Here is a 24331-nt window from a genome sequence, read left to right on the forward strand (position 1 = left end):
GGCTCAACTCATACAGACAGCTGCAGTGCCTCCAGGCTTGCCAGCATCCGGGGTGTCATGGGGGACAGCTGCCGGTTCTGATTCATGCATACCATTTCTATATAGGCGCTGACGGCCGCTTTCTGGCCTCCCGGGCGCCAAATTTCCTGCTGCCACAGGGTGCGGTACTTGCTCTCGATAATAAAGCGGGTACGGACCTCGACAACCTCGGCAAACTCGACCCCATCATGGCACAGCATGTCACAGCGGTATACCGCAAACCCCAGCCCCTGTTGGTGCCATAACTGCTTTAAGGTATCTGCACCAATCACCTGTTCGCGGGCGCGTTCGAAGTATTTGATAAAATTGGCATGGTAGACGACTCCGGAAAAATCCGTGTCTTCATAGTAGATTTGTACCGGGAAACTGAAACTGCGGCACTGACTGAAATCGGCTTTCTGACTCAAGGCTTGGCTTCTAGGCTGGGAGATAAAATCGGCGTCCAGTGTACCACAGAGTCCAAGCCTTGCTTACTGCGCCAATTCGGTGAGCAACTGCTGGTATTCGCCGTCGCGCATCAACTCGGCCAAACCCGCATCCAGACTGGCGGCCAACTCTGCAGCAGCGGGTAAAGTGCGGGAGAAGGCCAGATAAATATTGCTCTCATGGTTGGCGAAGGCCGGCACTATCTCGTCCTCCACCCCCATGCGCTTCAGGTATTGGCTGGCCACCAGATCGTACATCACAGCCCCCTGAATGCGGCCGCACAATAACAGGTTAATCAGCTGCTGCTGACTGCTCACCTCCAGCAACCGCAGGTTTTTCAGGGAGGCAAACTCGTCGCCGTATTCATATCCTTCCATCACCCCTATCACAGTCCCCACGGGGAGCAGGTGTTTATCACGGGCGGGCAGGGGACGCTGGCGGTATTCATAGAAGGAAGCCTTGGCCACAAACAAGGGCGTTGCGCCGAATACAAACCTGTCTTCCGTGCTTTGCTGACGGGCCACATTGAACACCCCATCCACCTGGCCTTTTTCGGCCATCATCAGGGCACGGGAATAGGGCACCACCAGGGAGTCGACCTTAACACCGCTTTTGGCAAAGGCACGTTTGATAAGTTCATGGGACAAGCCGCGACCGGCATCATCGGCGAAGGGGGGCCAACTGTCTTCCGCCGCCAATTGCAATGAGGTTTGATTGGCGCCGACAGCCTGGGTCAGCAGAGAGAGAAAAAGGAGGAAAATGATGCGCATGACTGTCCCTGTAGTCCTGTCCATTTGCTGCGAATAATAACCCGCATCCAGAAGGAACAACAGCAACAAATTGCGCATATTGAATGCAGCATATCGCAAATTGAGTGAAAGTGATTAAGCCGTCTTTGGTTAGAAAAATGGCTGCTGTAAACGAGACATCTCAAAATCATATTGGTTTAGTGGGCTTGGGCTGCACAGGCTGTTTGAGTCGCGTATCCAGTTAGGTCATACTGCACCAATCAACCTCGGGATTGTTGTCGGCCCGGCAAGGAACGGCCAGCTGAAACAGTGACATTGGATGTGGATTTATGCTTAAAGAACATAACATTGCAGAAGTCAGCGTCGGCATGTACGTCGTTGAAATCACCGCGCCAAAAGACAAGTTTCGTCTCCGCAGCCAGGGGTGGCTGGAGAGCGAACGTGTTATTGAGGCCCTAAGACGCAAGGGGGTGGAGCGGCTGTTAATCGATGGCAGCAAAACCCGCGACGCAGAGCCCCTTGTCGCTCAAGCGTCCACTGAGACCCAGGCGGCGCCGCTGAAAAAAACGGTCGCTCCCCGGGAAGTCAAGACGCCCAAGCCTGCCACTGCATCGGCAGCTGTGCCGGGTGCCGGAAAGAGTGGATCTCGCGGGCTGGCCAAGGAAGAGATCATCAAGGCCAAGCAGGTTTTCGATGAGTCCAAGGCCATCCAAAAGGGGCTGTTTCACAATGCCCAGCACGGCCTGCCGCTGGACATGCCCTCGGTGAACAAGATCACCTCTGAATCCACCGAGGTGATCTTCAACAATCCCGATGCCCTGGCCTGCGTAATCAACATCCGTAAAAAAGACGAATATTTGCTGGAACACTCGGTGGCGGTGTCGGTGCTGATGACCATGTTTGCCGTGTATCTGAAGCTGGACAAGGACATCATTCAGCAACTGGCCATAGGTGCCTATCTGCACGATGTGGGCAAGATAATGGTGCCTGACGCCATACTCAACAAACCCGGCAAGCTGAGCGATGCCGAGTTTGAGCTGATGAAGTCACACGCCAGTCACTCCATCGCCATCATGCGCAAAACCCCGGGCCTGAGCCCCTTGAGCCTGGAGGTGGCGGCGCTGCACCACGAGAAACTCAACGGCAAGGGTTATCCCATGGGTGTCAGCAGCGAGCAAATCAGCCGCTACGGCCGCATGATCAGCATCTGCGACATCTTCGATGCCCTGACTGCCAACCGCTGTTACAAGGATGGCTATTCCCAGGTGAAGGCCTTCAATATTCTGCGGGCGCTGGCGGCCAACAATGAGCTGGATGCCGAGTTGGTGGATCAATTCATCCGCTGCATGGGGGTCTATCCCGTGGGCTCTGTGGTGCAGCTGGAGTCAAACCGTCTGGCGATAGTGGAAAGCCGCAATGCTCACGACCCTATCCGTCCCAGGGTCAGACCCTTCTATCACATCAGCCCCAAGCGCTTCGAGGTGGGTGAGGACATAGATTTGGCTACCGTGACCGATGACCTGATAGTCAAATGTGTCCGTGCCGATGACTTCAACCTGGATATGCAGGAAATCCTCGACCTGCTGGCACACGAAGGTTAAGCCCCTTGCTATTCAGAGCCACTGACTGAGCCGAAACGCGCCAACAAAAAGGAGACCCTAAGGTCTCCTTTTTATGCCTGAGGCAAGCGCTTACTTGGTCATGCGCTTGTACTTGAGCCTGTGCGGTTCAACTACATCGGCGCCATAGGTGTTCTTAAGCCAGGCAGAGTACTCTGTGTAGTTGCCTTCGTAGAAGTTCACCTGACCCTCGTCGCGGTAGTCGAGGATATGGGTACAGATACGGTCGAGGAACCAACGGTCGTGCGAAATAACCATGGCGCAGCCGGGGAATTCCAACAGGGCTTCTTCCAGGGCGCGCAGGGTTTCCACGTCCAAATCGTTGGTGGGTTCGTCGAGCAGCAGCACGTTGCCGCCGGCTTGCAGCAGCTTGGCCAGGTGCACCCGGTTGCGCTCACCACCGGACAGGGTGCCGATGATCTTTTGCTGATCGGCGCCGCGGAAGTTGAAGCGGCCCACGTAGGCACGGCTTGGGATCTCCAGGTTGTTGATACGCATGATGTCCTGGCCGCCGGAGATTTCCTGCCACACGGTATTCTTGTCGTTCATTGAGTCGCGGAACTGCTCAACCGACGCCAGCTGTACAGTGTCACCCAGATCTATGCTGCCGCTGTCGGGCTGCTCTGTGCCGGTCAGCATGCGGAACAGGGTCGATTTACCGGCACCGTTGGCACCGATAATGCCGACTATGGCGCCCTTGGGCACAGAGAAGGACAGGTTGTCGATAAGTACCCTGTCGCCATAGCTCTTGGTCAGGTTGTTCACCTCAATAACCTTGTCACCCAAACGAGGCCCGGGCGGAATAAACAGCTCGTTGGTCTCGTTGCGGCGTTGGTAATCCGAGCTGTTCAGCTCTTCGAAGCGGTTCATACGGGCCTTGCCCTTTGACTGACGGCCCTTGGCACCCTGACGCACCCATTCCAATTCCTTGGCAATGGTCTTTTGACGGGCGCTTTCGGTGGCGGCCTCCTGCTTCAGACGGGCATCTTTCTGTTCCAGCCAGCTGGAGTAGTTACCCTGCCAGGGAATACCCTCACCGCGGTCCAGTTCCAGGATCCAGCCGGCGGCATTGTCGAGGAAGTAACGGTCGTGGGTAATGGCTACCACAGTACCGGCATATTCCTGCAGGAAGTGCTCCAGCCAGGCCACGGATTCGGCATCCAGGTGGTTGGTGGGTTCGTCGAGCAGCAGCATCTCCGGCTTTTCCAGCAGCAGGCGGCACAGGGCCACCCGGCGGCGTTCACCACCTGACAGCACCTCGATTTTCTCGTCCCAATCCGGCAGACGCAGGGCGTCGGCGGCGCGCTCGAGGATATGGTCCAGGTTGTGGGCATCCTGGGACTGGATGATGGCTTCCAGCTCCCCTTGCTCCCGTGCCAGGGCATCGAAGTCGGCATCGGGATCGGCGTAGGCGGCGTACACTTCGTCCAGACGTTTGAGGGCATTCTTGGCCTCGTGTACCGCTTCTTCTATGGCTTCACGCACCGTCTGGTTCGGGTTCAGTTTTGGTTCCTGGGGCAGGTAACCAATTTTCAGACCCGGCATGGGGCGGGCTTCACCCTCAATTTCCGTGTCCAGGCCGGCCATGATGCGCAGCAAAGTGGACTTACCCGAGCCGTTCAGACCCAAAACACCAATCTTGGCGCCGGGGAAGAAACTCAATGAAATGTCTTTAAGAATTTGCTTCTTGGGCGGCACTATCTTGCCGACCCTGAGCATGCTGTAAACGAACTGAGCCATGAAAGATTCTCTGATCCAAAAAAATTGTCGGCAGTTTACCAATTTGCCTCTGTTACTGCCAGATGGCTGCCGGGGAATAGCTTCACTGCGGAACTGTTTTCATCATGAAACACAGTCATTGGCTGTGAGACGGATTTTCATCATCATGCGGCTGGGCTTGAAGCCGTTTGCAGAGTAGAATACCGCGCAACCCTACCTATAAGATTTGCCAGCTGGAGTGACCAATGCTGAACAAAACCATGAATATTGCCGACTATGATCCCGAGCTGTTCCAGGCGATCCAGGACGAAACCCTGCGTCAGGAAGAGCACATTGAGCTTATCGCCTCCGAGAACTACACCTCTCCCCGCGTGATGCAGGCTCAGGGTTCACAGCTGACCAACAAGTACGCAGAAGGTTATCCCGGCAAGCGTTACTACGGTGGTTGTGAGTATGTCGACGTAGTGGAAACCCTGGCCATTGAGCGTGCCAAGGAACTGTTCGGTGCCACTTTCGCCAACGTGCAGCCTCACTCCGGCTCCCAGGCCAACATGGCCGTATACATGACTCTGCTGCAACCCGGTGACACAGTACTGGGTATGAACCTGGCCCACGGTGGCCACCTGACCCACGGTTCACCGGTGAACTTTTCAGGCAAGCTGTACAACATCATTCCTTACGGCATCGATGAAGCCGGCAAGATTGACTACGTTGAGCTGGAGCGCCTGGCACTGGAGCACAAGCCCAAGATGATCATCGGTGGCTTCTCCGCATACTCGGGCATAGTTGACTGGGCCAAGCTGCGTGAAATCGCCGACAAGATTGGCGCCTACCTGTTTGTTGACATGGCCCACGTGGCCGGTCTGATTGCCGCCGGTGTGTACCCCAACCCCGTGCCACACGCCCACGTGGTGACTTCTACCACCCACAAGACCCTGGCCGGTCCCCGTGGTGGTTTGATCATCTCTGCTGCCGACGATGAAGAGCTGTACAAGAAGCTGAACTCTGCGGTATTCCCTGGTGGTCAGGGTGGTCCTCTGATGCACGTGATCGCCGGTAAAGCCGTGGCCTTCAAGGAAGCCCTGGAGCCAGAATTCAAGGTATACCAACAGCAGGTTGTGGCCAACGCCAAGGCCATGGTGGAAGTGTTCAAGTCCCGCGGCTACAAGATAGTTTCCGGCGGTACCGACAACCACCTGATGCTGCTGGATCTCATCGGTCGCGATCTGACCGGTAAAGAAGCCGATGCAGCCCTGGGCCGCGCCAACATCACGGTCAACAAGAACTCAGTGCCAAACGACCCACGTTCACCCTTTGTGACCTCGGGTATCCGTATCGGTACTCCGGCCATCACCCGCCGCGGTTTCAAGGAAGCCGAAGCCCGTGAACTGACCGGCTGGATCTGTGACGTGCTGGACAATGCCAAAGACGACGCAGTTATCGAGCGCGTGAAAGGTCAGGTACTGGAACTGTGCGCCCGTTTCCCTGTTTACGGTTAACCTTTTAACCTGAATAGGATACACTCATGGCCGCTGCTCAAGCGGCCATTTTATTTGCTCCGTTTTTGCTCCAATTAGTCCAGTTTCCGCACCAGGAGGCCCCATGCACTGCCCATTTTGCAACGCAACCGATACCAAGGTCATAGACTCACGGCTGGTGGGGGAAGGGCATCAGGTACGGCGGCGGCGGGAGTGCACCGAGTGCCACGAGCGCTTCACCACCTTTGAAGGTGCCGAACTGGTGATGCCCAGGGTCATCAAGCGTGACGGCAGCCGTCAGCCCTTCGATGAAGAGAAGCTGCGCGGCGGCATGCTGCGGGCGGTTGAAAAACGCCCGGTGTCCATGGATCAGATAGAAGAAGCCCTGACCAAGATTAAATCCACCCTGCGCGCCACCGGCGAGCGGGAAGTGCCATCGGAAATGATTGGCAACCTGATGATGGACAGCCTGATTGAACTCGACAAAGTGGCCTATATCCGCTTTGCTTCTGTGTATCGCGCCTTCGAAGACGTGTCCGAGTTCGGTGAGGCCATCGCCAGGCTGCAAAAGAACTAATCTCATCAAAACAGATAACAGGCATAGTGTTATGTGGTCTGCAACCGATACCCAAATGATGAGCCGCGCCATCATGCTGGCGCGGCGCGGCAGTTACACCACCCGCCCCAACCCCAATGTGGGTTGCGTCATAGTGGATAGCGACGGCGCCATAGTGGGCGAGGGTTGGCATATACGTGCCGGCGGCCCCCACGCCGAGGTCCATGCCCTGCGCCAGGCGGGCGACAAGGCCCGCGGCGCCACAGCTTACGTCACCCTGGAACCCTGCAGCCATTACGGCCGCACGCCCCCCTGCGCCAAGGCGCTGATTGAGCACGGCCTCAAGCGGGTGGTGGTGGCCATGACAGATCCCAATCCCGAGGTGGCCGGTCGCGGCATTAAACTATTGCAGGATGCCGGTATCGAGGTGGAATCCGGCCTGCTGGAAGGCGATGCCCGCAGCCTGAACCCGGGATTTTTATCGCGTATGGAGCGCAAACGCCCCTATGTGCGGGTCAAGCTGGCCGCAAGTATCGATGGCAAAACGGCCCTGGCCAACGGCGAGTCCAAATGGATTACCGGCCCTGAGGCGCGACGTGATGTGCAGCGGCTCCGGGCCCAAAGCTGCGCCCTTATAACAGGCATAGGCACAGTGCTGGCGGATGACCCCAGTCTCAATGTTCGCCATGCTGAGCTCGGCGGTTTGGGCAATAGTCTTGCCGAGGCCGAGCTGATTCAACCGGTGCGGGTGGTGCTGGACAGCAACTGCCGCATTTCGGCCAAGGCCAAACTCTTCGGAATCGAAAGCCCTGTGATCCTGGTGTCGGCCAGGCCCTATGAGCCGGAGCTGCTCAAAGCCTTGCCCCATTTTGTCAGCACCCTGGTGCTGCCATCGACCGATGGCCGCATTGATCTTGCCGCGCTGCTGACTCACTTGGGCCAGAGCTGCAATCTGGTGCTGGTGGAAGCCGGTGCCAAGCTGGCCGGCAGTTTTGTTGAGCAGGGTTTGTGCGATGAACTGGTGTTGTACCAGGCGCCCAAGATCCTCGGCAGCCATGGTCGAGATCTGCTGCAATTGCCGGACTTCCAGACCATGGATGCCATACCTTCCCTGACTTTGGTGGACGAGCGCCGCCTGGGCCAGGACAGAAGATTTGTTTTCAGACTCGCTGCGGCCTGAAGGCCCCGGGACAGAGCACTAGCTAGGACAGAGTATATGTTTACCGGAATTATCGAAGCCGTCGGTACCTTGAGCAGGCTGGAGCGTATGGGCGATGACATTCGCCTCACGGTCAACAGCGGCAAGCTGGATCTCAGTGACGTGCGCCTCGGCGACAGCATAGCCACCAACGGCGTGTGCCTGACCGTGGTGCAGTGCCTGAAGGACGGCTATGTGGCCGATGTTTCCGCCGAAACGGTCAAGTTGACCGGCTTTGGTGACTATCGCCCCGGCACTAGGGTTAATCTGGAAAAGGCCGTGACCCCAACTACCCGTCTCGGCGGTCATCTGGTCAGCGGCCACGTTGATGGTCGCGCCACTGTGGTATCCCGCAGCAACCTCGGCAAGGCCATCGAATTTTGGCTTGAAGCCCCGGCTGAGCTTGCGCGCTACATAGCCCACAAGGGCTCAATCACTATCGATGGCGTCAGTCTGACGGTCAACGAAGTGGACGGCAATCGCTTCCGCCTCACCATAGTGCCGCACACCGCCAGCGAAACCACCCTGCTTGAGCTGAGTGTCGGCGACAGGGTCAACTTGGAAGTGGACCAGATTGCCCGCTATCTGGAGCGGCTGATGCAATCCGGCAAAGAGCAGGGCAGCGGTGGTGTCACCATGGAGCTGCTGGCGCGCTCGGGATTTCTCGGATAAGGCACGGGCGCTGTGGGCGCCCGTCATGGTTTTTGGTCACCGGACTGGTTTTTAGCCCGGGGCCGGTTAGAATTCACCCCATCTAATAGCACAGATTCATTAGCACAGAATAAAGGTCTTACAATGGCGCTACACAGTATCGAAGAGATCATCGAGGACATACGTCAGGGCAAAATGGTTATCCTGATGGACGATGAGGACAGGGAAAACGAGGGCGACCTGATCATGGCGGCTGAGCTGGTGACTCCCGAAGCCATCAACTTCATGGCCACCTATGGCCGAGGCCTTATCTGCCAGACCATGACCAAGGCCCGCTGCCAGCAGCTGAACCTGCCGCTGATGGTCAGCAATAACAATGCCCAGTTTTCCACCAACTTTACCGTGTCCATCGAGGCCGCCGAAGGCGTGACCACGGGGATCAGCGCCCACGACCGCGCCGTCACAGTGAAGGCCGCCGTGGCCAAGGATGCCAAGGCCGCCGATCTGGTGCAGCCCGGTCATATCTTCCCGTTGATGGCCCAGGATGGCGGCGTGCTGACCCGCGCCGGTCACACCGAAGCCGGTTGCGATCTGGCCCGTCTGGCCGGTCTTGAGCCTTCCGGTGTGATAGTGGAAATCCTCAATGAAGACGGCACCATGGCCCGCCGTCCTGATCTGGAAATCTTCTCCGAGAAGCACGGCATCAAGATAGGCACCATTGCCGATCTGATTGAATACCGCAACAACACAGAAACCACTGTGGTGCGCGAGGCCCAGTGCCGCCTGCCGACCCGTTTCGGTGAGTTTGAAATGCACACCTTCCGCGACACCATAGACAACCAGCTGCACTTTGCCCTGGTGAAGGGCGAGGTCAAGGAAGACATACTGGTGCGGGTGCACCTGACCAATACCTTCAACGACCTGCTGCACTCCGAGCGCGATCAGCAGCGCAGCTGGCCGCTGGAAGTGGCCATGGAGCGCATCGCCAAAGAGGGTGGGGTGCTGGTGCTGCTGGGTAACCGTGAACACAGCAGCGATATCCTGGCCAAGGTCAAGGCCTTCGAGGCCGAGGACAAGGGCCAGGCACCGGCGTCCGCCAAGTGGGCAGGTACCTCGCGCCGTGTGGGTGTGGGCTCACAAATTCTGGCGAGTCTGGGTGTCACCAGGATGCGCCTGCTGAGCTCACCGAAGAAGTACCATTCATTGTCGGGCTTCGGTCTGGAAGTGACTGAGTACGTGGCCGAGTAAGGCACACAAAAATCCCGTTTTCGAACAAATTGCATAGGGAACGGGGCAAAAGCCTGTGGTATGATAGCGCCACTTTTTTGCCCGGGTGCCGTAAGGTGCCCAGGCTGGTTGCCCCGAGCCGGGTGCTTTAGCTGAACTAGGTAAGATAATGCACATAGTACAAGGTAATATCGAAGCGAAAACTGCCAAAGTGGCGATCGTGGTATCGCGTTTCAACAGTTTTCTGGTTGAGAGCCTGCTTGAGGGCGCCATTGATACCCTGAAACGTTTCGGTCAGGTGAGCGATGACAACATCACTGTCGTGCGCGTACCCGGCGCCTTTGAACTGCCGCTGGCCGCCAAGAAAGTGGCCGCCTCCGGCAAGTTCGACGGCATCATAGCCCTGGGTGCTGTGATCCGTGGCGGTACTCCCCACTTCGATTTCGTCGCCGGTGAGTGCAACAAGGGTCTGGCCCAGGTTTCCCTGGAATTCAATACCCCGGTTTCTTTCGGTGTGTTGACCACTGATACCATAGAGCAGGCCATTGAGCGCTCAGGTACCAAGGCAGGCAACAAGGGCGGTGAAGCTGCTCTGGGTCTGCTGGAAATGGTCAATGTGCTGCAAGCAATCGATTCACAGCTGTAACAAGTAGGAAAAATAATGAAGCCTTCTGAGCGCCGTAAGGCCCGTCGTCTGGCGGTCCAAGCCATCTATTCATGGCAACTGAGCGGTAACAACGTCGCGGACGTGGAACACGAGTTCCTCACCGAGCAAAACATCGACGGTGTCGACATCGCTTATTTCCGTGAATTGTTTGCTGGTACGGCAACCAAGAAAGCCCAACTCGATGAGATGTTACTGCCACAACTGGACCGGGACTTCGATGATGTCTCTCCGGTGGAAAAAGCCATACTGCGTCTGGCGGCCTATGAGCTGACCTTCCGCAAGGATGTGCCTTACAAGGTAGTGATTAACGAAGCCATCGAGCTGGCCAAGGCCTTCGGTGCCGAAGACGGTCACAAGTTCGTCAACGGCATCCTGGATAAGCTGGTTGCGCGCAAGTAAACTGAAAACGGTATCCTGAGGGTACCGTTTTTCATTTACGGCGGGTGTCCATTCTGGTGATTTCCGAGGCGCTGCCTGGCCGAGGCAGCGGGAATACAGTGAAAGAATTCCAACTCATAGATCAATTCTTCAATGGCCGCGGCCCTTTGCGCCGCGATGTGGTGCATGGCATAGGTGATGACTGCGCCCTGGTGCAGCCCGCCGAAGGCAAGCAACTGGCCATCTCCTGCGATACCCTGGTGGAAGGGGTACACTTCTTTGCCGATATGCCGGCACGGGCACTGGGTTACAAGGCCTTGGCGGTCAATCTGTCGGATCTGGCGGCCATGGGTGCCGAGCCCGCCTGGATGACCCTGGCTCTGAGCCTGCCCCAAGCCGAGGAAGCTTGGCTCAGTGAATTCAGCGAAGGCCTGTTCGAGGCCGCCGACTACTACGGCATAGCCCTTATCGGTGGTGACACCACCGCCAGCCCGGTGAAAATGTTCAGCATCACTGTCCATGGCCAGGTACCGGCCGGCAAGGCGCTGACCCGCTATGGTGCCCATGTGGGCGACTGGGTGTATGTGACCGGTACCCTGGGAGATTCGGCCCTGGGACTGGATCTGCTGCGCGGTGTTGAACAGACCCGACCCGAGCACAGGGAATACCTTATCGAGCGCCATTACCGTCCTGTGCCCAGAGTCCTCGCGGGTCAGTCCCTGCGCGGTTTGGCCTCCAGCGCCATAGATCTTTCCGATGGTCTGGTGTCGGATCTGGGGCATATACTCAAGGCCTCCGGCGTCGGTGCCAACATAGAAGTGGAAAACCTGCCCCTGTCCCAGGCGCTCAAGGACTCGGTCAGCCTCGACCGGGCCCTGGCCTATGCCCTGACCGGCGGCGAGGATTACGAGTTGCTGTTTACCGTGCCCGAGGCCCAGCGCGGTGCCCTGGAAATTGCCCTCAGCCATGCCGGGGTCAAGTTTGTCCGCATCGGCCAGATCAACGCCGGCAATCGCCTTAAGTTGCAGCTCAACGGTGAGCCTTTTACCCCTGAATTCAAAGGGTTTGAACACTTCTGATGCGTCTTTTATCACAGGATGAGGCGCTCAAACGCCTGTCACTTAAAAACCCCTGGCATTTCCTGGCCCTGGGCTTTGGCTCAGGCCTGGCCCGCAAGGCGCCGGGCACCTTTGGCACCCTGGCCGCCGTTCCTCTGTACCTGTTACTGGCTCAGTTGCCGCTGGCGGCCTACCTGCTGGCGACAATAGCCGCCGTGGTGCTGGGTATTTATATCTGCGATCGGGCCTCCCGCGACATGGGGGTGCACGATCATGGCGCCATAGTCTGGGACGAAGTGGCAGGTTTGCTTATCACCCTCATCGCCGCCCCCGCCGGTTGGCCCTGGCTGCTGACGGGTTTTGTGCTGTTCCGTCTGTTCGATATCCTCAAGCCCTGGCCCATTCGGGTGCTTGATGCCAGGGTCCACGGTGGTCTTGGCATCATGGCCGACGATGTGCTGGCCGGCATTTTTGCCTGGGCCTGTCTGCAGGGCCTGGTCTTCTGGCTCGGATGAGCCTGACTCTTCCCCCTAATATTCCCGTTAGAGACTATGCTTAAAGAGCCGGGTTAGATGCCCGGCTCAGCCTTTAAGTATCTGTAATTGCGGGAGCGGTTTTATGTTCAGGCGGCTGCAGCACCCATTGGCATCGTCCCAGGGTTTGAATTGCTATCTGGCCAGGTTGCTCGGCCTGCTGCTGGCGGTCTTGCTGATATTGCCGGGCCCGTCTTACTCCGAGCCGCAACCACAATCTCAGTCTCAATCTCAGTCTCCAGCCCCAGTGCTGCGCCTTGAGGTTAGTGGTGCCATAGGTCCCGGTGTATCGGATTATTTGACCCGCACCATGGCGCGTGCAGCTGAGCAGACCGAGCGGCCGCAGCTGTTGCTTATTACTCTCGATACCCCCGGTGGCCTGGTATCCAGCCTGAGGGATATCAATCAGGCGATACTGGCGTCCCCCATACCCGTTGCCTGTTTTGTCTATCCCGAAGGGGCCCGCGCCGCCAGTGCCGGCACCTATATGCTCTATGCCTGTCATGTGGCCGCCATGGCCCCTGCCACCAGCCTGGGTGCCGCCACACCGGTGCAATTGGGACCTCCCGGTGGCCAGGATCAGAAGGAAAGCAGTGAACCCTCTGATATGGAACGCAAAATTCTTAATGATGCCATTGCCTATATCCGCACCCTGGCGCAGCTGCGTGGTCGCAATGCCGACTGGGGCGAAAAGGCGGTGCGGGAAGCTGCCACCGCCACGGCCTCGGAGGCGCTGGAGCTGGGGGTAATCGACCTGGTTGCCGCCAACCCCAGGGCATTGCTTGATGCCCTCGACGGTCGCAAGTTCACCCTGGGGGCCGAGGTACATACCCTCAATACCCGCGGCGCTCCCCTGGTGGATGCCTCGCCGGACTGGCGCGCCAAGTTCATCAATACCATCACCAATCCCAACGTGGCCTATGTGCTGATGTTGCTTGGGGTCTATGGCTTGCTGCTGGAATTTTACAGCCCGGGTTTCGGCGTCTCCGGGGTGGTGGGTGCCATCTGTTTGCTGCTGGCCATGTTTGCCCTGCAGATGCTGCCGGTGAGTTATGCCGGCGGTGCCCTGCTGTTGCTGGGCATAGGCTTGCTGGTGGCCGAATCCCTGGTGCCGAGCTTCGGTATTTTGGGCTTTGGCGGCATAGTGGCCTTTGTGCTCGGTTCCATCTTTCTTATCGACAGCGAAATTGATGCCTTCCGTATCGCCTGGCCGGTGATCCTCACCTTCACCCTGGCCAGCTTTATCTTTTTCCTTGTGGTACTGACCTTTGTGCTGAAAAACCGCCGCAGGGCACCGGTCACGGGCCTTGAAGCCATGGTGGGCCAGCAAGCCCTGGTGCTTGGAGGTTTCCCCGGTGAGGGGGAAGTGATGTTTATGGGTGAGCGTTGGAACGGTCACAGCTCAGTGCCTTTGGCACCGGGTGACCTGGTGCGGGTGGATGGAATCGAGGGGCTGGTGTTGGAGCTCAGCCCAATGAATAAGCCAAAGGGAGAACAAAATGAATGAGCTAATCTCGAGTTTGAACATTTCCTTCGGGGCACTTATGGTGCTGGTGTTGGCACTGCTGCTGTCGATGTTTCGCATCATGCGTGAATACGAGCGGGCCGTGGTTTTTATGTTGGGACGATTTTACCGGGTCAAGGGGCCGGGGCTTATCATCATCATCCCCGTCATCCAGCAAATGGTACGGGTGGATCTGCGTACCGTGGTAATGGATGTGCCGTCACAGGACGTCATCAGTCGCGATAACGTGTCGGTGCGCGTCAATGCGGTGATTTACTTCCGGGTGGTGGACCCGCAAAAGGCCATCATCAATGTAGAGAATTTCCTCAATGCCACCAGTCAGTTGGCCCAGACTACCCTGAGATCTGTGCTCGGCCAGCATGAGTTGGATGAGATGCTGGCCAACCGCGATATGCTCAATGCCGATATCCGCCGTATTCTCGATTCCCACACAGATATCTGGGGGATCAAGGTGGCCAATGTGGAGATCAAACACGTGGACCTCAACGAAACCATGATCCGCGCCATTGCCCGCCAGGCCGAGGCAGAGCGGGAGCGGCGTGCCAAGGTGATCCACGCCCTCGGGGAAATGGAAGCGTCGGAAAAATTGGTGGAGGCGGCCAAAACCCTGGCGGAAGAACCCAATGCCATTTTGCTCAGGTATCTGCAAACCCTGACGGAGGTGGCGGGTGAAAATAATTCCACCATAGTGTTCCCGCTTCCCCTTGAACTGCTGAGTAAGCTCGGCAATTCGCTGAATAAGGCACCCAAGGAGTAGTGCGCCGGAGTTAAATCCGGTGAAGGACGCGCTAAGTGTTCAAGGCAAGACTCAAGCTTAAGGAGGCGGCTGTGACCAAGGCCATATACGTCAACCTGGTAGTGCAGGATTTGTCCCGTTCACGGGCATTTTTCAAGGCGCTGGGAATGCATTTCAACCCGGCATTCAGCAATGAGCAGGCTGCGGCGCTGGTGATTGGCGACGGCATCTATGCCATGTTGCACACCCCCGACAGCATGCGCCGCTTCACCGCCAAGAGTCTGGCCGATCCCGGCCGCAGTCTGGAGGTGATGCTGGCACTGCAGCAGGAACACAGAGCCGCGGTGGACAACATGTTTCACCGGGCCATAGATGCCGGAGGCATGGAGCAAAGGCCAGCCGAAGATCACGGTTTTATGTACAGTCGCTCCTTCGAGGACCCCGATGGCCATATCTGGGAGGTGTTCTGGATGGACTCCTGCCCACCCTGTGACCGCTGACCCTCAAATGGGCCAGGGTAAGAATACCCTGGCCCTCAGTCCCCCCAGGGAAGAGCGGGCAAAACCCAGTTCTCCGCCATAGCTGTCGGCTATGTCCTTGCAAATGGCCAGCCCCAGGCCGTGGCCTTCACTGTGTTCATCCAGGCGCACACCGCGCATGGTGATGCTGCCAAGTTCGGTATCGGACACACCGGCACCGTCGTCGTCGATGAGGATCGTCAGGCCGTCATTATTAGTGGAAAGTGTCAGCGCCACCTGGCTGCGGGCGTGTTTACAGCCATTGTCCAGCAGGTTGCCAAGCAGCTCCAGCAGATCGTCCCGCTCCAGCGCCAGCACCAAGTCGGGATCGTAATGGCTGTCAAGGTGGATGCCCGAGTGGATGCGTCCCATCAGGGTCAACAGGGGCGGCAGATCCTCAGCGGCATGCAGCATGCGTCCCGGCATTGCCGGTCCCACTATGGCACTGCGTTTCAGCTCCCGCTCAAGCAGGTGTTGCAGGGCGGTGAGTTGTTTGAGGCCCTCAGCCCGCTGAGACTCGGGTAAGGTGTCGAGCCAGCTTCTAAGCCCCTGTAAGGGGCGTTTCATTTCGTGTGCCAGGTTACCCAGGGCGTGGCGCGATCTTTCAACTCTCTGGCCCAGCTGCTGGATAAGTCGGCTGATCTCATCGACCAGGGGGGCGGTTTCGCTGGGCAGCTTTTCCCGGTCAAGGGCCTGACCCTGGGTGCGCAATTGGCGAATGGCCTCTGGCATGGCTGCCAGGGGGGCAAAACCCAGCTGTAACTGACGATACTGAATGGCCAACAGCGCCGCAATCAGCAGCAGTATGCCGCCGGTGGCCAGCAGCAGAAAGCGGCTGCGGCTCTGCTCCAGCGGCCCTATGTCTTCGGCAACCCATAGGGTCAAGGTCTGCCCCTGTTTGCTGATGGCAAGGCTGAGACTGAGCCAGTGCTCTTCCGCTCCGTTATTTTGATATTCAAGCCGACTTTGACCCGGTTGAAGTGGCTGAATTGTGATGTGCTTGTCAAACAGCGAGCGTGAGCGCAGCAGACCTTGGTCCGCACTCACCCCGAAATAGTGCCCCGAACCGATCCTGTGATATATGGCCGGTAGTCTGTCATTTTGCACCGCCCATTGGCTGTCCTGGTCCAGGTAAAGGGCACTTATCAGGCTGTCGGCATCATGCTGCAGCCGCGAGGCAACAAAGTCCCGGGTCAGGAGTTCAATTCCCTGGTACAGGCCCAGCAAAAGTATCGGCATGGCCAGGATCAGGGTCAGCAGCAGATTGCGGCTTAAATGTCGTTTAAGTGAATACAAGTGTCCGTTTCCCTGGCGTTGGTACTCAGTCGCTGAGCCTGTAGCCCTGGCCGCGGCGGGTTTCAATAAAATCCTTGCCCAGATACTGACGCAGGCGATTGATATAAACCTCAATCACATTGCTGTCCTTTATCTGCTCTTCTTCGTAAATGCGTTCACTGAGCTCGGACTTGGAGACTATTCTGGCGGGCTCCAGCATCAGGCAGTGCAGCAGGCGAAATTCAATGCCGGTAAGGGGGATGACAGTGCCATTGGCCAGGGTCAGAGATTGGCGGTTGATATCCAAGACCGCGCCGCCATGTTGCAGCTGATTATTGGCGTGTCCATGGTGGCGCCGCACCAGCGCTTCCAGCCGTGCCAGCAGTTCTTCGGTGTGAAACGGCTTGCCCAGATAGTCATCGGCGCCGGCCTTGAGGCCATCCACCCGTTCGTGCCAGGCATCGCGGGCGGTGAGGATAAGCACCGGCAGTCTCAGGCCAAGGCTGCGCCATTGGGCCAAAACCTCGAGGCCGGGTTTCCCTGGCAGGCCGAGGTCCAACACCACCACGTCAAAGTCTTCCTCCTGGCCCAGGAAAGCGCCATCTATGCCGTTGGCGGCATGCTCAATGGCATAGCCGGCCTTTTTCAGCACGGGTAGCAGCCTGGCAACCAGTTCCATATCGTCTTCAATCAACAGCAGCCGCATCAGTGCCCCTCATCCGTTAGCCATTCTCCGGTTGCAGCATCCAGTTTAATTTCAATTACCTGACCATTTTGGCGCAGGATCTCCAGTTCATAAATGATCCTGTCGCCTTCCTGCTCGACCTCAAGGTCGAGCAGTCGGCCATCGAGCCTGCCCTGATAGCGCTGCAGCAAGCTATCTAGTGGCAGCACCCTGCCTTGGGCGACCCAGTCCAGCACCTGGCTGGACAGATCCTTCTCCGACTCATGGGCCATCCCGGTGGTAGCCAACAGACCGCAGGCAAGCAGCAGGACGTGATTAATGCTTTTCATCTGGAGTGCCCATGGGGCGTTGTTTATTGCCGCTCAGCATGGCTCGCACCAGGTTTTCACCGTGCAGACGACTGCTCACCACCACACCGGCCACATGCAGCACGACCAGTGCCAGGGTAAAGTTGGCAAAGAATTCATGCACTTCCTCCAGTGTGTCCTCGGACCAGGAGGCCATAAAGCTGCCTGCCAGCGGCCCGTGCCCCTCAATGCCATAGGCCACCATGCCGGTGAAGCCGGTGGCAACCAAGCTGAGGAACAGCGCCACTATCATGGCTGCTCCGGCCGGATTATGGCCCAGGTAGTCCTTTACCTTACCGGCCCTGAGTCCCTTGAGATAGGCAATCACTTCCCCGGGCCCTGTGATGAAATTGACAAAGCGGGCATGGTAGCTGCCGACAAATCCCCACAGCAGACGGAAGGCCAGCAGCCCCAGGGCGGTATAACCCGCGTAGCTATGCAGCGTCATCCAGTCTTCTTCCCCTTCGGTCAAATAGGCTATGGCAAATGAGGCCACCAATGACCAGTGAAACAGACGCACCAGAGGATCCCACACCCTGATGGTTTGCATGGGCGTTGCAGTGCGATTTGAAGCTTGATTCAGTGACATGATAATGACTCCTTGGTTGGCATAGCTTAAGCCTAGCCAAGGCAAACTTAAATCAGACTTAAAATATATCCGGAAAAAGCAAGTGACCAAAACTCTGCAAGAGCTGCCGCTTTTGAAAACCGTGGCATGAAAAAAGGCCCATGTAGGGCCTTTTTTCTGGAGTAGAGGGTTATAGGAACTCCAGCTTATTCGCTTGGTGGCACGTAGCCTTCGATTTCCACTTCCTTGCCTTCAAACAGGAAGTTAACCATTTGCTCTTCCAGCAGTTTGCGATGCTCAAGATTCATCATGTTGAGCTTTTTCTCGTTGATCAGCATGGTCTGCTTTTTTTGCCACAGGCCCCAGGCCTCCTTGCTGATGGAGTCGAAAATGCGCTTGCCGAGTTCGCCCGGGTAGAGCTGGAAATCCAGGCCTTCGGCTTCTTTGTTGAGGTAAACGCAGTTGACTGTACGGGCCATAAGTACTCCTTGATTGCCGACGTTACGGGCCGGGCTTATGCATTTATGCTGATGTCTTTTAATGCTGTTTTAACGCCGCTATTTCAGGCGCTGAACCAGGGTTTCCAAAATCCGCTCGGTGGCGGCGGCCAGCCCCAGCTTTTGTGGTTGCCTGACGTTATACCAGAGAGCGCCCCCATCTTCCATGACTTGATGGGCAGAACCTGGCTTGCAGCTCAGCAATACCGGCTGGATATCCAGGTGGAAGTGACTGAAGGTATGGCGAAAACCATCCAGCAGTTCCGCTTCGCCTGCAAGTTGCTTTGCCTCAATATGGGCCCGCAGTTCCTGCTCGCTGGCGAACTGGGGGAAGCACCAGAGGCCGCCCCAGATCCCGCTTGGGGGGCGCTTGATAAGCTGCACCTCGGGCCCCTGCATTTGGATAAGCATCCAGCCCGCCTTGGCTGGTATGGTCTTTTTCGGCTTTTTACCCGGGAACTCGCTTTGGCGGCCACTGAGCTGGGCGTGGCAATCGACGGCCACGGGGCAGACGCCGCAATCGGGGCGACTGCGGCTGCAGATACTGGCGCCTATGTCCATCATGGCCTGGTTGTACTTGGCTATCTGCTCTTTAGGCGTCAGGGTTGAGGTAAGTTGCCAGAGCTGCTCTTCAACACTCTTTTGCCCCGGCCAACCGGCGATGGCGCCGTGGCGGGCCAGTACCCGTTTGACATTGCCATCCAAAATGGGGTGATGCTGCCCCAATGACAGCGACAGGATGGCGCCCGCGGTGGAGCGGCCAATACCGGGCAGCGCCAGCACAGTATCGAATTCCTGCGGAAATTCGCCCTGATGTTTATCCCTTATTTCCTTGGCGGCCTTGTGCAGGTTGCGGGCGCGGGCATAGTAGCCAAGACCTGTCCACAGGTGCAGCACCTCATCCTCAGGGGCATCGGCCAAATCCGTGACCGTCGGAAAGCGGGCCATAAAGCGCTCATAGTAGGGGATTACGGTGGCTACCTGGGTTTGCTGCAGCATGATCTCCGAGACCCAAACCCGGTAAGGGGTCTTGTTTTGCTGCCAGGGCAGGGTCTTGCGGCCGTGGCTGTCGTACCAGGCTATGATGCGGTCGGCGAAGCTTTTGGTGCTCATGGGTTTTATATAAGGAAAAGCTTGGGCTGGGCGGGCAGTGTAGCGACTGGAATCCGGGGCGACAAGGCCAAAGGGAAGCCAACCTCGCACTTGGCGCAGATCTTGGTATACTTTTTCGGCGCAAGGGCTTGCGCGGTGGGCGTAACTTTGGATAATGCCCCTTCTTTTTATTGTGTGCTATTGGGGCCAGGCCGACATGAGTGAAGTGACCACTGCCGAGTTTAATGAAGAAGGCAAGTATCTGCGCAAGATCCGCAGTTTCGTGCTGCGTGAAGGGCGTTTGACCAAGGGCCAAGCCCAGGCGATAGAAAGCCATTGGCCGGCCATGGGCCTTGATTACAGCCCTGTGGCCCTGGACTTGACCCAGGTATTTGGCCGTGAGGCAGATACAGTGCTGGAAATCGGCTTCGGTATGGGCGCCTCTCTGGTGCAGATGGCCGCCGCCGCCCCCGAACTCAACTTTATCGGTGTGGAAGTGCACAAACCCGGTATCGGTGCCTGTCTGGGGGATGCTGGTGCCGCTGGCGTGACCAACCTGCGGGTGTATCACCACGATGCGGTGGAAGTGCTGGAGCACGCCATTGCCGATGGCAGCCTGGCCCGGGTGCAGTTGTTCTTCCCCGACCCATGGCACAAGAAGCGCCACCACAAGCGCCGTATAGTGCAACCCGAATTTGTCGACCTTATTCGTCGTAAGCTCAAGGTGGGCGGTGTGTTCCATATGGCCACCGACTGGGAAAATTATGCCGAGCACATGCTGGAAGTCATGGGCGCCGCCCCCGGTTACCGCAATCAGTCGGCCGAAGGCAATTATGTACCGCGCCCCGATTATCGTCCCCTGACCAAGTTTGAGGCCCGCGGTCATCGCCTGGGTCACGGCGTCTGGGATCTGATGTTCGAAAAGCAGGATTGAATTCCGTCCGGGCAACCGGGCAAAAACCGCCGCGCCGCGGCACCATAACCAAGAAGAGGAAATCACAATGGCCAAGAATCGCAGCCGCCGCTTGCGCAAGAAACTGCGTGTGGATGAGTTCCAGGAACTGGGCTTTGACATCAGCTGGGAGTTTGATGCCAAGGTTGCCGAAGCCGATATCGACACCATAGTGGACAAGTTCATCGACGACGTTATCGAGGCGCGTAAGTTGGGCTTCCACGGTGGCGGTCACCGCGAGTGGGAAGGCATTATTGCTACTCAAACCCTGGGTAAGTGCACCGAGGAAGACAGAGCTGCGGTCAAGGCGTTCTGGGCAAACCAGAGCGTTGCCAATGTCGAAGTAAGCGATCTGTACGACATTTGGTGGGGCTAAATCGTGACCGAGCAGTTGTCGCTTGAACCAGGCTTGCTCGACGAGATAGTCCAACAAACCCGGCCGCTGCTCGGCAAGGGCAAGGTGGCGGATTATATTCCGGCCCTTGCCGACGTCGATCCCAACAAGCTTGGGATCGCCGTCACCTCCATCGACGGCACTACAGTCGGTGCCGGAGATTACCTGGAACCCTTCTCGGTTCAGAGTATTTCCAAAGTATTCAGTCTCACCAATGCCCTGATGCTCTATGAAGAGCAGGAGATCTGGAGCAGGGTGGGCAAAGAGCCCTCGGGCCATTCCTTCAATTCCCTGGTACAGGTGGAACTGGAGCGCGGTATTCCCCGCAACCCCTTTATCAATGCCGGTGCCCTGGTGATAGCCGACATGCTGCAAAGCCGCCTGGGGGCGCCCAAGCAGCGGATGTTGGAAGTGGTGCGCATGATGAGTGGCAACAACGGCATCTGCTATGACAAGCAGGTTGCCGATTCTGAATATCAGCACAGTGCCCGCAACGCCGCCATCGCCTATCTGATGAAATCCTTCGGCAATTTCCACAATGATGTGGATGCAGTGCTGCGCAATTATTTCCATTACTGCGCCCTTAAAATGAGCTGTGCCGACTTGTCCCGGGCCATGCTGTACCTGGCCAACCGGGGCCAAACCCTCAGCGGTCAGCAACTGGTCAGCGCCACCCAAACCCGCCAGCTCAACGCCCTGCTGGCCACCTCGGGGCTTTACGATGGCGCCGGCGAATTTGCCTACCGGGTTGGCATGCCGGGTAAGAGTGGCGTCGGTGGCGGCATTATCGCCGTGATCCCCGGTCTCCTGTCCGTCTGTGTCTGGTCCCCTGAGCTGGATGGCCATGGCAATTCCCTGGCCGGTACCGCCCTGCTCGAGCGCCTGTGTCAGGCATTGGGGCGCTCCATCTTCTGATCCTGCTGCCAACGCCTTGGTGAAAATCACCACTTAGTGGTGGTCAGACTCACCAAGGCTGTCATTTCTCATCGATAAAATCCGCATGAATGCAATAAAATCAATTGGATATAATTTTGGCACGCTCCGTGCTTTATCCAAACCATCGAAATCGACAATCACAGGATGGAACGCAAATGAAATTACCTTCAATGCTCACAGGGATAGCCCTCGCCACCATGATCTGTAGCACTGCACCTGTTATGGCCCATGAAGATCACCAGGAATGCAATGTCAGCCTGAATTACGATCTGACCATGGAGCCGAAAAAGATGGTGTTCAGCAGCAAGGGTAAGGAACAGTACCGCATCGAGCCGGGCAGGCTGTTTGTCGATGGTGAAGAAGTCAGCCTCAACAGCAAGCAAAAAGCGCTGCTTGAGCAGTATTCCGATGGTTTGGCCAAGCAAGTTCCCGAGTTCGTAACCTTGGTGACCGAGGCCGTGTCTTTGGCCAGTCAAGCGGTGAGCATGGCGCTGACTCCGCTGCTGGGTGATGACACAGGTGCCAAGGTGGACGAGCTGGTGGCCAATCTGCAAAAGCGTATGGACAAGGTCATGTACCGTAACGGTGACAGCTACTATGTGGGCGCCACCGAAGACTCCATGGATGAAGTATTCAACGAAGAGTTTGAGCAGGAAATCGAGCAGATGGTACAGAACTCTGTGGGTACCCTGATGATCAACCTGGGTAGCCAGATCCTCTCTGCTGACGGCGGCAGCTTCGAAGAGAAGATGGAGAATTTCGGTAAGAAGATGGAATCCATTGGCGACGATATTGAAAAGCAAATGGAAGCCCAGGCCGAGGTGATTGAGGCCCGAGCCGACAAGATGTGTGAAAACTTTGAAGAGTTGCTGGTGTTGGAAAACCGCGTCCGGGAAGAAATTCCTGAACTCAGGGATTACCCCCTGGCACAGCGTGAGCAAGTCGAGTTGCGTGAATAAACCGGGAGTGATTGAAGGTCCCCCAACCCGCTAAACCCAATGAAGTGTTTCCTTTGAACTTAGGCTGAAAAGTCTTTTGCCCCGGATCCCCTCCGGGGCTTTTTTTATTCGCTTTTTAGCCGGTTGCGCCGGGGCGGCTTAAGCCCATTTCGTGGCTTTTATAGGCCGGATTTGCCCAGGCTACCCAGGCAGTTATGACAGTAAGATGGCAGCTCGCTGGAGTCGCGGTCAGATAATTTGTTATACTTCTAAAAAATAACAAAAAATCCGGTAAAAATACCGGTGCTCCGGACTCTACCTCAGTGTGTGTTTTTGGTATATCTTCTTGAATATCATCGATATGGTATCCGTTTTTTTGCTGTGACAGCGTCCAGGCGATTAACGGCCAATAGCCAGTCGAAAACAGTTTAAGGCCAGCTTAATGTTAGAACTGTTAGAACCTATCGCCATTTTTACCCACGTAGCCCGTGCCGGTAGCTTCAGTGCTGCTGCCCGGCGTTTGGGGATTTCCAAGTCCAAGGTCAGTACCCAGGTAGCGGATCTGGAGCATAAGCTCGGGGTGCAGCTTATTCAGCGCACCACCCGCAGTCTCAGTCTCACGGAAGCAGGTCATTTGCTGTACGTGCAGGGGGAGGAATTGCTGCGCGACGCCGATCAGGCGGTGGCCAGTGTCCATAACCTCAATGATGCCACCCGCGGCGTGCTCAAGGTGGGGATTTCCCAATCCTTCGGCACCATGCACATCATTCCCGCATTACCTGAGTTTATGGCTCGTCATCCCGAGCTGGAACTGCAGGTGAGCCTGCTCGATCATAAGGTTGACGTGGTCAGCGAAGGCCTGGATTTGTTGCTCACCATGTCCGAACAATTGCCCCTGGGCATGGTGGCCCGCCCCCTGATGAAGTGCCAGTTCATGTTGCTGGCATCACCCGACTATATTGCCCGCCACGGCGAGCCGTCCAAGCCGGAGCAGCTGGTGGATCACAACTGCCTGGTGTACCACGGTGAGTGGCATGAGCACAGCGTTTGGCAGTTCAAGCGTGGCGATGATTATTGCGAGATAGGGGTTTCCGGTAACTTCCGGGTCGACAATGCGCCGGCGCTCAAGTCGGCGGCCGTCAGCGGCCTGGGCGTGGTCTATCTGGCCAGCTATCTGGTGGAAGGCGAAATAGAAAAGGGCACCCTGGTACCTTTGCTGCGGGATTGGCAATTGACCCATCACCTGCCGCTGCAGGCCGTATATCCAAGGCGCAAGCATCTGGCCCCCAAGGTCAGTGCCTTTATTGATTTCATTAAGAATCATATAGGTACGCCACCCTATTGGGACAAGCCCTACGCTGAGCTTTATGCCGAGCGACGTTGAAAGCTGGAAACTTTGTTCTGATTTAAGAACTATACTTTGGATTAGGTTTGCCTGTTTTGCTTAAGTATTTATAAATCAGCTGCTTAATGGTTTGCAGGTGATTAAATAAACAAGGCTAATTAAGGCGTTTCTAATCGGGTTGCTCAGGTCGGAGTTGCACCTTGTTCTTAAATTAATACAATGGGC

At 56.9% G+C, this 24331-nt stretch carries 27 protein-coding genes; 18 read left to right on the forward strand and 9 right to left on the reverse strand.

Going from position 1 to position 24331, the window contains the following annotated elements:
* Positions 1-8: 8 nt before the first annotated feature.
* On the reverse strand, positions 9-446 hold the full coding sequence (locus JYB84_RS04620) for a thioesterase family protein (protein ID WP_207322267.1): 438 nt from the start codon (positions 444-446) through the stop codon (positions 9-11).
* Positions 447-509: 63 nt separating this feature from the next.
* Entirely contained in the window at positions 510-1235 is a 726-nt protein-coding gene (locus JYB84_RS04625) for a substrate-binding periplasmic protein (protein WP_228289690.1), read from the reverse strand.
* 308 nt (positions 1236-1543) lie between these two features.
* Here JYB84_RS04625 and JYB84_RS04630 point away from each other — a divergent pair, with 308 nt between their 5' ends.
* A complete protein-coding gene (locus tag JYB84_RS04630; protein ID WP_207322268.1) occupies positions 1544-2815 on the forward strand; it encodes an HD-GYP domain-containing protein in 1272 nt (423 codons plus the stop codon).
* A 90-nt stretch (positions 2816-2905) separates the two neighbouring features.
* Here the strand turns inward: JYB84_RS04630 and ettA are convergent, their stop codons facing one another.
* Entirely contained in the window at positions 2906-4573 is a 1668-nt protein-coding gene (ettA, locus tag JYB84_RS04635; RefSeq protein WP_207322269.1) for an energy-dependent translational throttle protein EttA, read from the reverse strand.
* A 224-nt stretch (positions 4574-4797) separates the two neighbouring features.
* Between ettA and glyA the strand changes: the two genes are divergently transcribed.
* The 12 genes from glyA (at position 4798) to JYB84_RS04695 (ending at position 15059) form a co-directional block, all read left to right on the forward strand.
* Positions 4798-6051 carry a serine hydroxymethyltransferase gene (gene glyA, locus JYB84_RS04640; RefSeq protein WP_207322270.1) on the forward strand — a complete coding sequence of 418 codons (1254 nt, stop codon included), beginning with the start codon at positions 4798-4800 and terminating at the stop codon, positions 6049-6051.
* A 103-nt stretch (positions 6052-6154) separates the two neighbouring features.
* Positions 6155-6607 (forward strand): transcriptional regulator NrdR, encoded by a 453-nt coding sequence (nrdR, locus tag JYB84_RS04645; protein ID WP_207322271.1) that lies wholly within the window; start codon positions 6155-6157, stop codon positions 6605-6607.
* 31 nt (positions 6608-6638) lie between these two features.
* Positions 6639-7766, forward strand: a complete 1128-nt coding sequence (ribD, locus tag JYB84_RS04650) for a bifunctional diaminohydroxyphosphoribosylaminopyrimidine deaminase/5-amino-6-(5-phosphoribosylamino)uracil reductase RibD (RefSeq protein WP_207322272.1) — start codon at positions 6639-6641, stop codon at positions 7764-7766.
* Positions 7767-7802: 36 nt separating this feature from the next.
* Positions 7803-8456 carry a riboflavin synthase gene (locus JYB84_RS04655; RefSeq protein WP_207322273.1) on the forward strand — a complete coding sequence of 218 codons (654 nt, stop codon included), beginning with the start codon at positions 7803-7805 and terminating at the stop codon, positions 8454-8456.
* Between the two features lie 123 nt (positions 8457-8579).
* Positions 8580-9683 carry a bifunctional 3,4-dihydroxy-2-butanone-4-phosphate synthase/GTP cyclohydrolase II gene (ribBA, locus tag JYB84_RS04660; RefSeq protein ID WP_207322274.1) on the forward strand — a complete coding sequence of 368 codons (1104 nt, stop codon included), beginning with the start codon at positions 8580-8582 and terminating at the stop codon, positions 9681-9683.
* 148 nt (positions 9684-9831) lie between these two features.
* On the forward strand, positions 9832-10308 hold the full coding sequence (gene ribH, locus JYB84_RS04665; RefSeq protein ID WP_207322275.1) for a 6,7-dimethyl-8-ribityllumazine synthase: 477 nt from the start codon (positions 9832-9834) through the stop codon (positions 10306-10308).
* 15 nt (positions 10309-10323) lie between these two features.
* A complete protein-coding gene (gene nusB / locus JYB84_RS04670) occupies positions 10324-10728 on the forward strand; it encodes a transcription antitermination factor NusB (RefSeq protein WP_207322276.1) in 405 nt (134 codons plus the stop codon).
* Between the two features lie 98 nt (positions 10729-10826).
* Entirely contained in the window at positions 10827-11786 is a 960-nt protein-coding gene (gene thiL, locus JYB84_RS04675) for a thiamine-phosphate kinase (protein ID WP_207322277.1), read from the forward strand.
* Positions 11786-12280, forward strand: coding sequence for a phosphatidylglycerophosphatase A family protein (locus JYB84_RS04680; RefSeq protein WP_207322278.1), 495 nt, complete (start codon positions 11786-11788; stop codon positions 12278-12280). The genes thiL and JYB84_RS04680 overlap by 1 nt, the downstream gene beginning before the upstream one ends.
* A 103-nt stretch (positions 12281-12383) precedes the next feature.
* Complete coding sequence (locus tag JYB84_RS04685; protein WP_207322279.1) at positions 12384-13805, forward strand: NfeD family protein; 1422 nt, start codon at positions 12384-12386, stop codon at positions 13803-13805.
* Positions 13798-14580: a slipin family protein gene (locus tag JYB84_RS04690; protein WP_207322280.1), complete on the forward strand. Its 783-nt coding sequence runs from the start codon at positions 13798-13800 to the stop codon at positions 14578-14580. Before JYB84_RS04685 ends, JYB84_RS04690 begins: the two co-directional genes overlap by 8 nt.
* Positions 14581-14615: 35 nt before the next feature.
* On the forward strand, positions 14616-15059 hold the full coding sequence (locus JYB84_RS04695; RefSeq protein ID WP_228290882.1) for a VOC family protein: 444 nt from the start codon (positions 14616-14618) through the stop codon (positions 15057-15059).
* Positions 15060-15062: 3 nt separating this feature from the next.
* Here the strand turns inward: JYB84_RS04695 and JYB84_RS04700 are convergent, their stop codons facing one another.
* From JYB84_RS04700 to mutY, 6 genes are all read right to left on the reverse strand, one after another.
* A complete protein-coding gene (locus tag JYB84_RS04700; RefSeq protein ID WP_207322281.1) occupies positions 15063-16373 on the reverse strand; it encodes a sensor histidine kinase in 1311 nt (436 codons plus the stop codon).
* A 25-nt stretch (positions 16374-16398) separates the two neighbouring features.
* The gene (locus JYB84_RS04705) at positions 16399-17058 is read right to left on the reverse strand and encodes a response regulator (protein WP_207322282.1); all 660 of its coding nucleotides are present in this window, start codon (positions 17056-17058) and stop codon (positions 16399-16401) included.
* Positions 17058-17366: a PepSY domain-containing protein gene (locus tag JYB84_RS04710; protein WP_228289691.1), complete on the reverse strand. Its 309-nt coding sequence runs from the start codon at positions 17364-17366 to the stop codon at positions 17058-17060. Before JYB84_RS04710 ends, JYB84_RS04705 begins: the two co-directional genes overlap by 1 nt.
* Positions 17353-17973, reverse strand: coding sequence for a cytochrome b/b6 domain-containing protein (locus JYB84_RS04715; RefSeq protein WP_207322283.1), 621 nt, complete (start codon positions 17971-17973; stop codon positions 17353-17355). Before JYB84_RS04715 ends, JYB84_RS04710 begins: the two co-directional genes overlap by 14 nt.
* A gap of 185 nt (positions 17974-18158) precedes the next feature.
* Positions 18159-18431 carry an oxidative damage protection protein gene (locus JYB84_RS04720; RefSeq protein ID WP_207322284.1) on the reverse strand — a complete coding sequence of 91 codons (273 nt, stop codon included), beginning with the start codon at positions 18429-18431 and terminating at the stop codon, positions 18159-18161.
* 78 nt (positions 18432-18509) lie between these two features.
* Positions 18510-19562, reverse strand: coding sequence for an A/G-specific adenine glycosylase (gene mutY, locus JYB84_RS04725; protein WP_207322285.1), 1053 nt, complete (start codon positions 19560-19562; stop codon positions 18510-18512).
* Between the two features lie 196 nt (positions 19563-19758).
* Between mutY and trmB the strand changes: the two genes are divergently transcribed.
* The 5 genes from trmB (at position 19759) to JYB84_RS04750 (ending at position 24145) form a co-directional block, all read left to right on the forward strand.
* Entirely contained in the window at positions 19759-20475 is a 717-nt protein-coding gene (gene trmB / locus JYB84_RS04730; protein ID WP_207322286.1) for a tRNA (guanosine(46)-N7)-methyltransferase TrmB, read from the forward strand.
* 67 nt (positions 20476-20542) lie between these two features.
* Positions 20543-20869, forward strand: coding sequence for a 50S ribosome-binding protein YggL (locus JYB84_RS04735; protein WP_207322287.1), 327 nt, complete (start codon positions 20543-20545; stop codon positions 20867-20869).
* 3 nt (positions 20870-20872) lie between these two features.
* A complete protein-coding gene (gene glsB, locus JYB84_RS04740; RefSeq protein WP_207322288.1) occupies positions 20873-21802 on the forward strand; it encodes a glutaminase B in 930 nt (309 codons plus the stop codon).
* Between the two features lie 176 nt (positions 21803-21978).
* Entirely contained in the window at positions 21979-22782 is an 804-nt protein-coding gene (locus tag JYB84_RS04745) for a YggN family protein (RefSeq protein WP_207322289.1), read from the forward strand.
* A 421-nt stretch (positions 22783-23203) separates the two neighbouring features.
* Positions 23204-24145: a LysR family transcriptional regulator gene (locus tag JYB84_RS04750; RefSeq protein ID WP_207322290.1), complete on the forward strand. Its 942-nt coding sequence runs from the start codon at positions 23204-23206 to the stop codon at positions 24143-24145.
* Positions 24146-24331: the final 186 nt, after the last annotated feature.

This window comes from Shewanella cyperi (genome assembly GCF_017354985.1).
Lineage (GTDB): Bacteria > Pseudomonadota > Gammaproteobacteria > Enterobacterales > Shewanellaceae > Shewanella > Shewanella cyperi.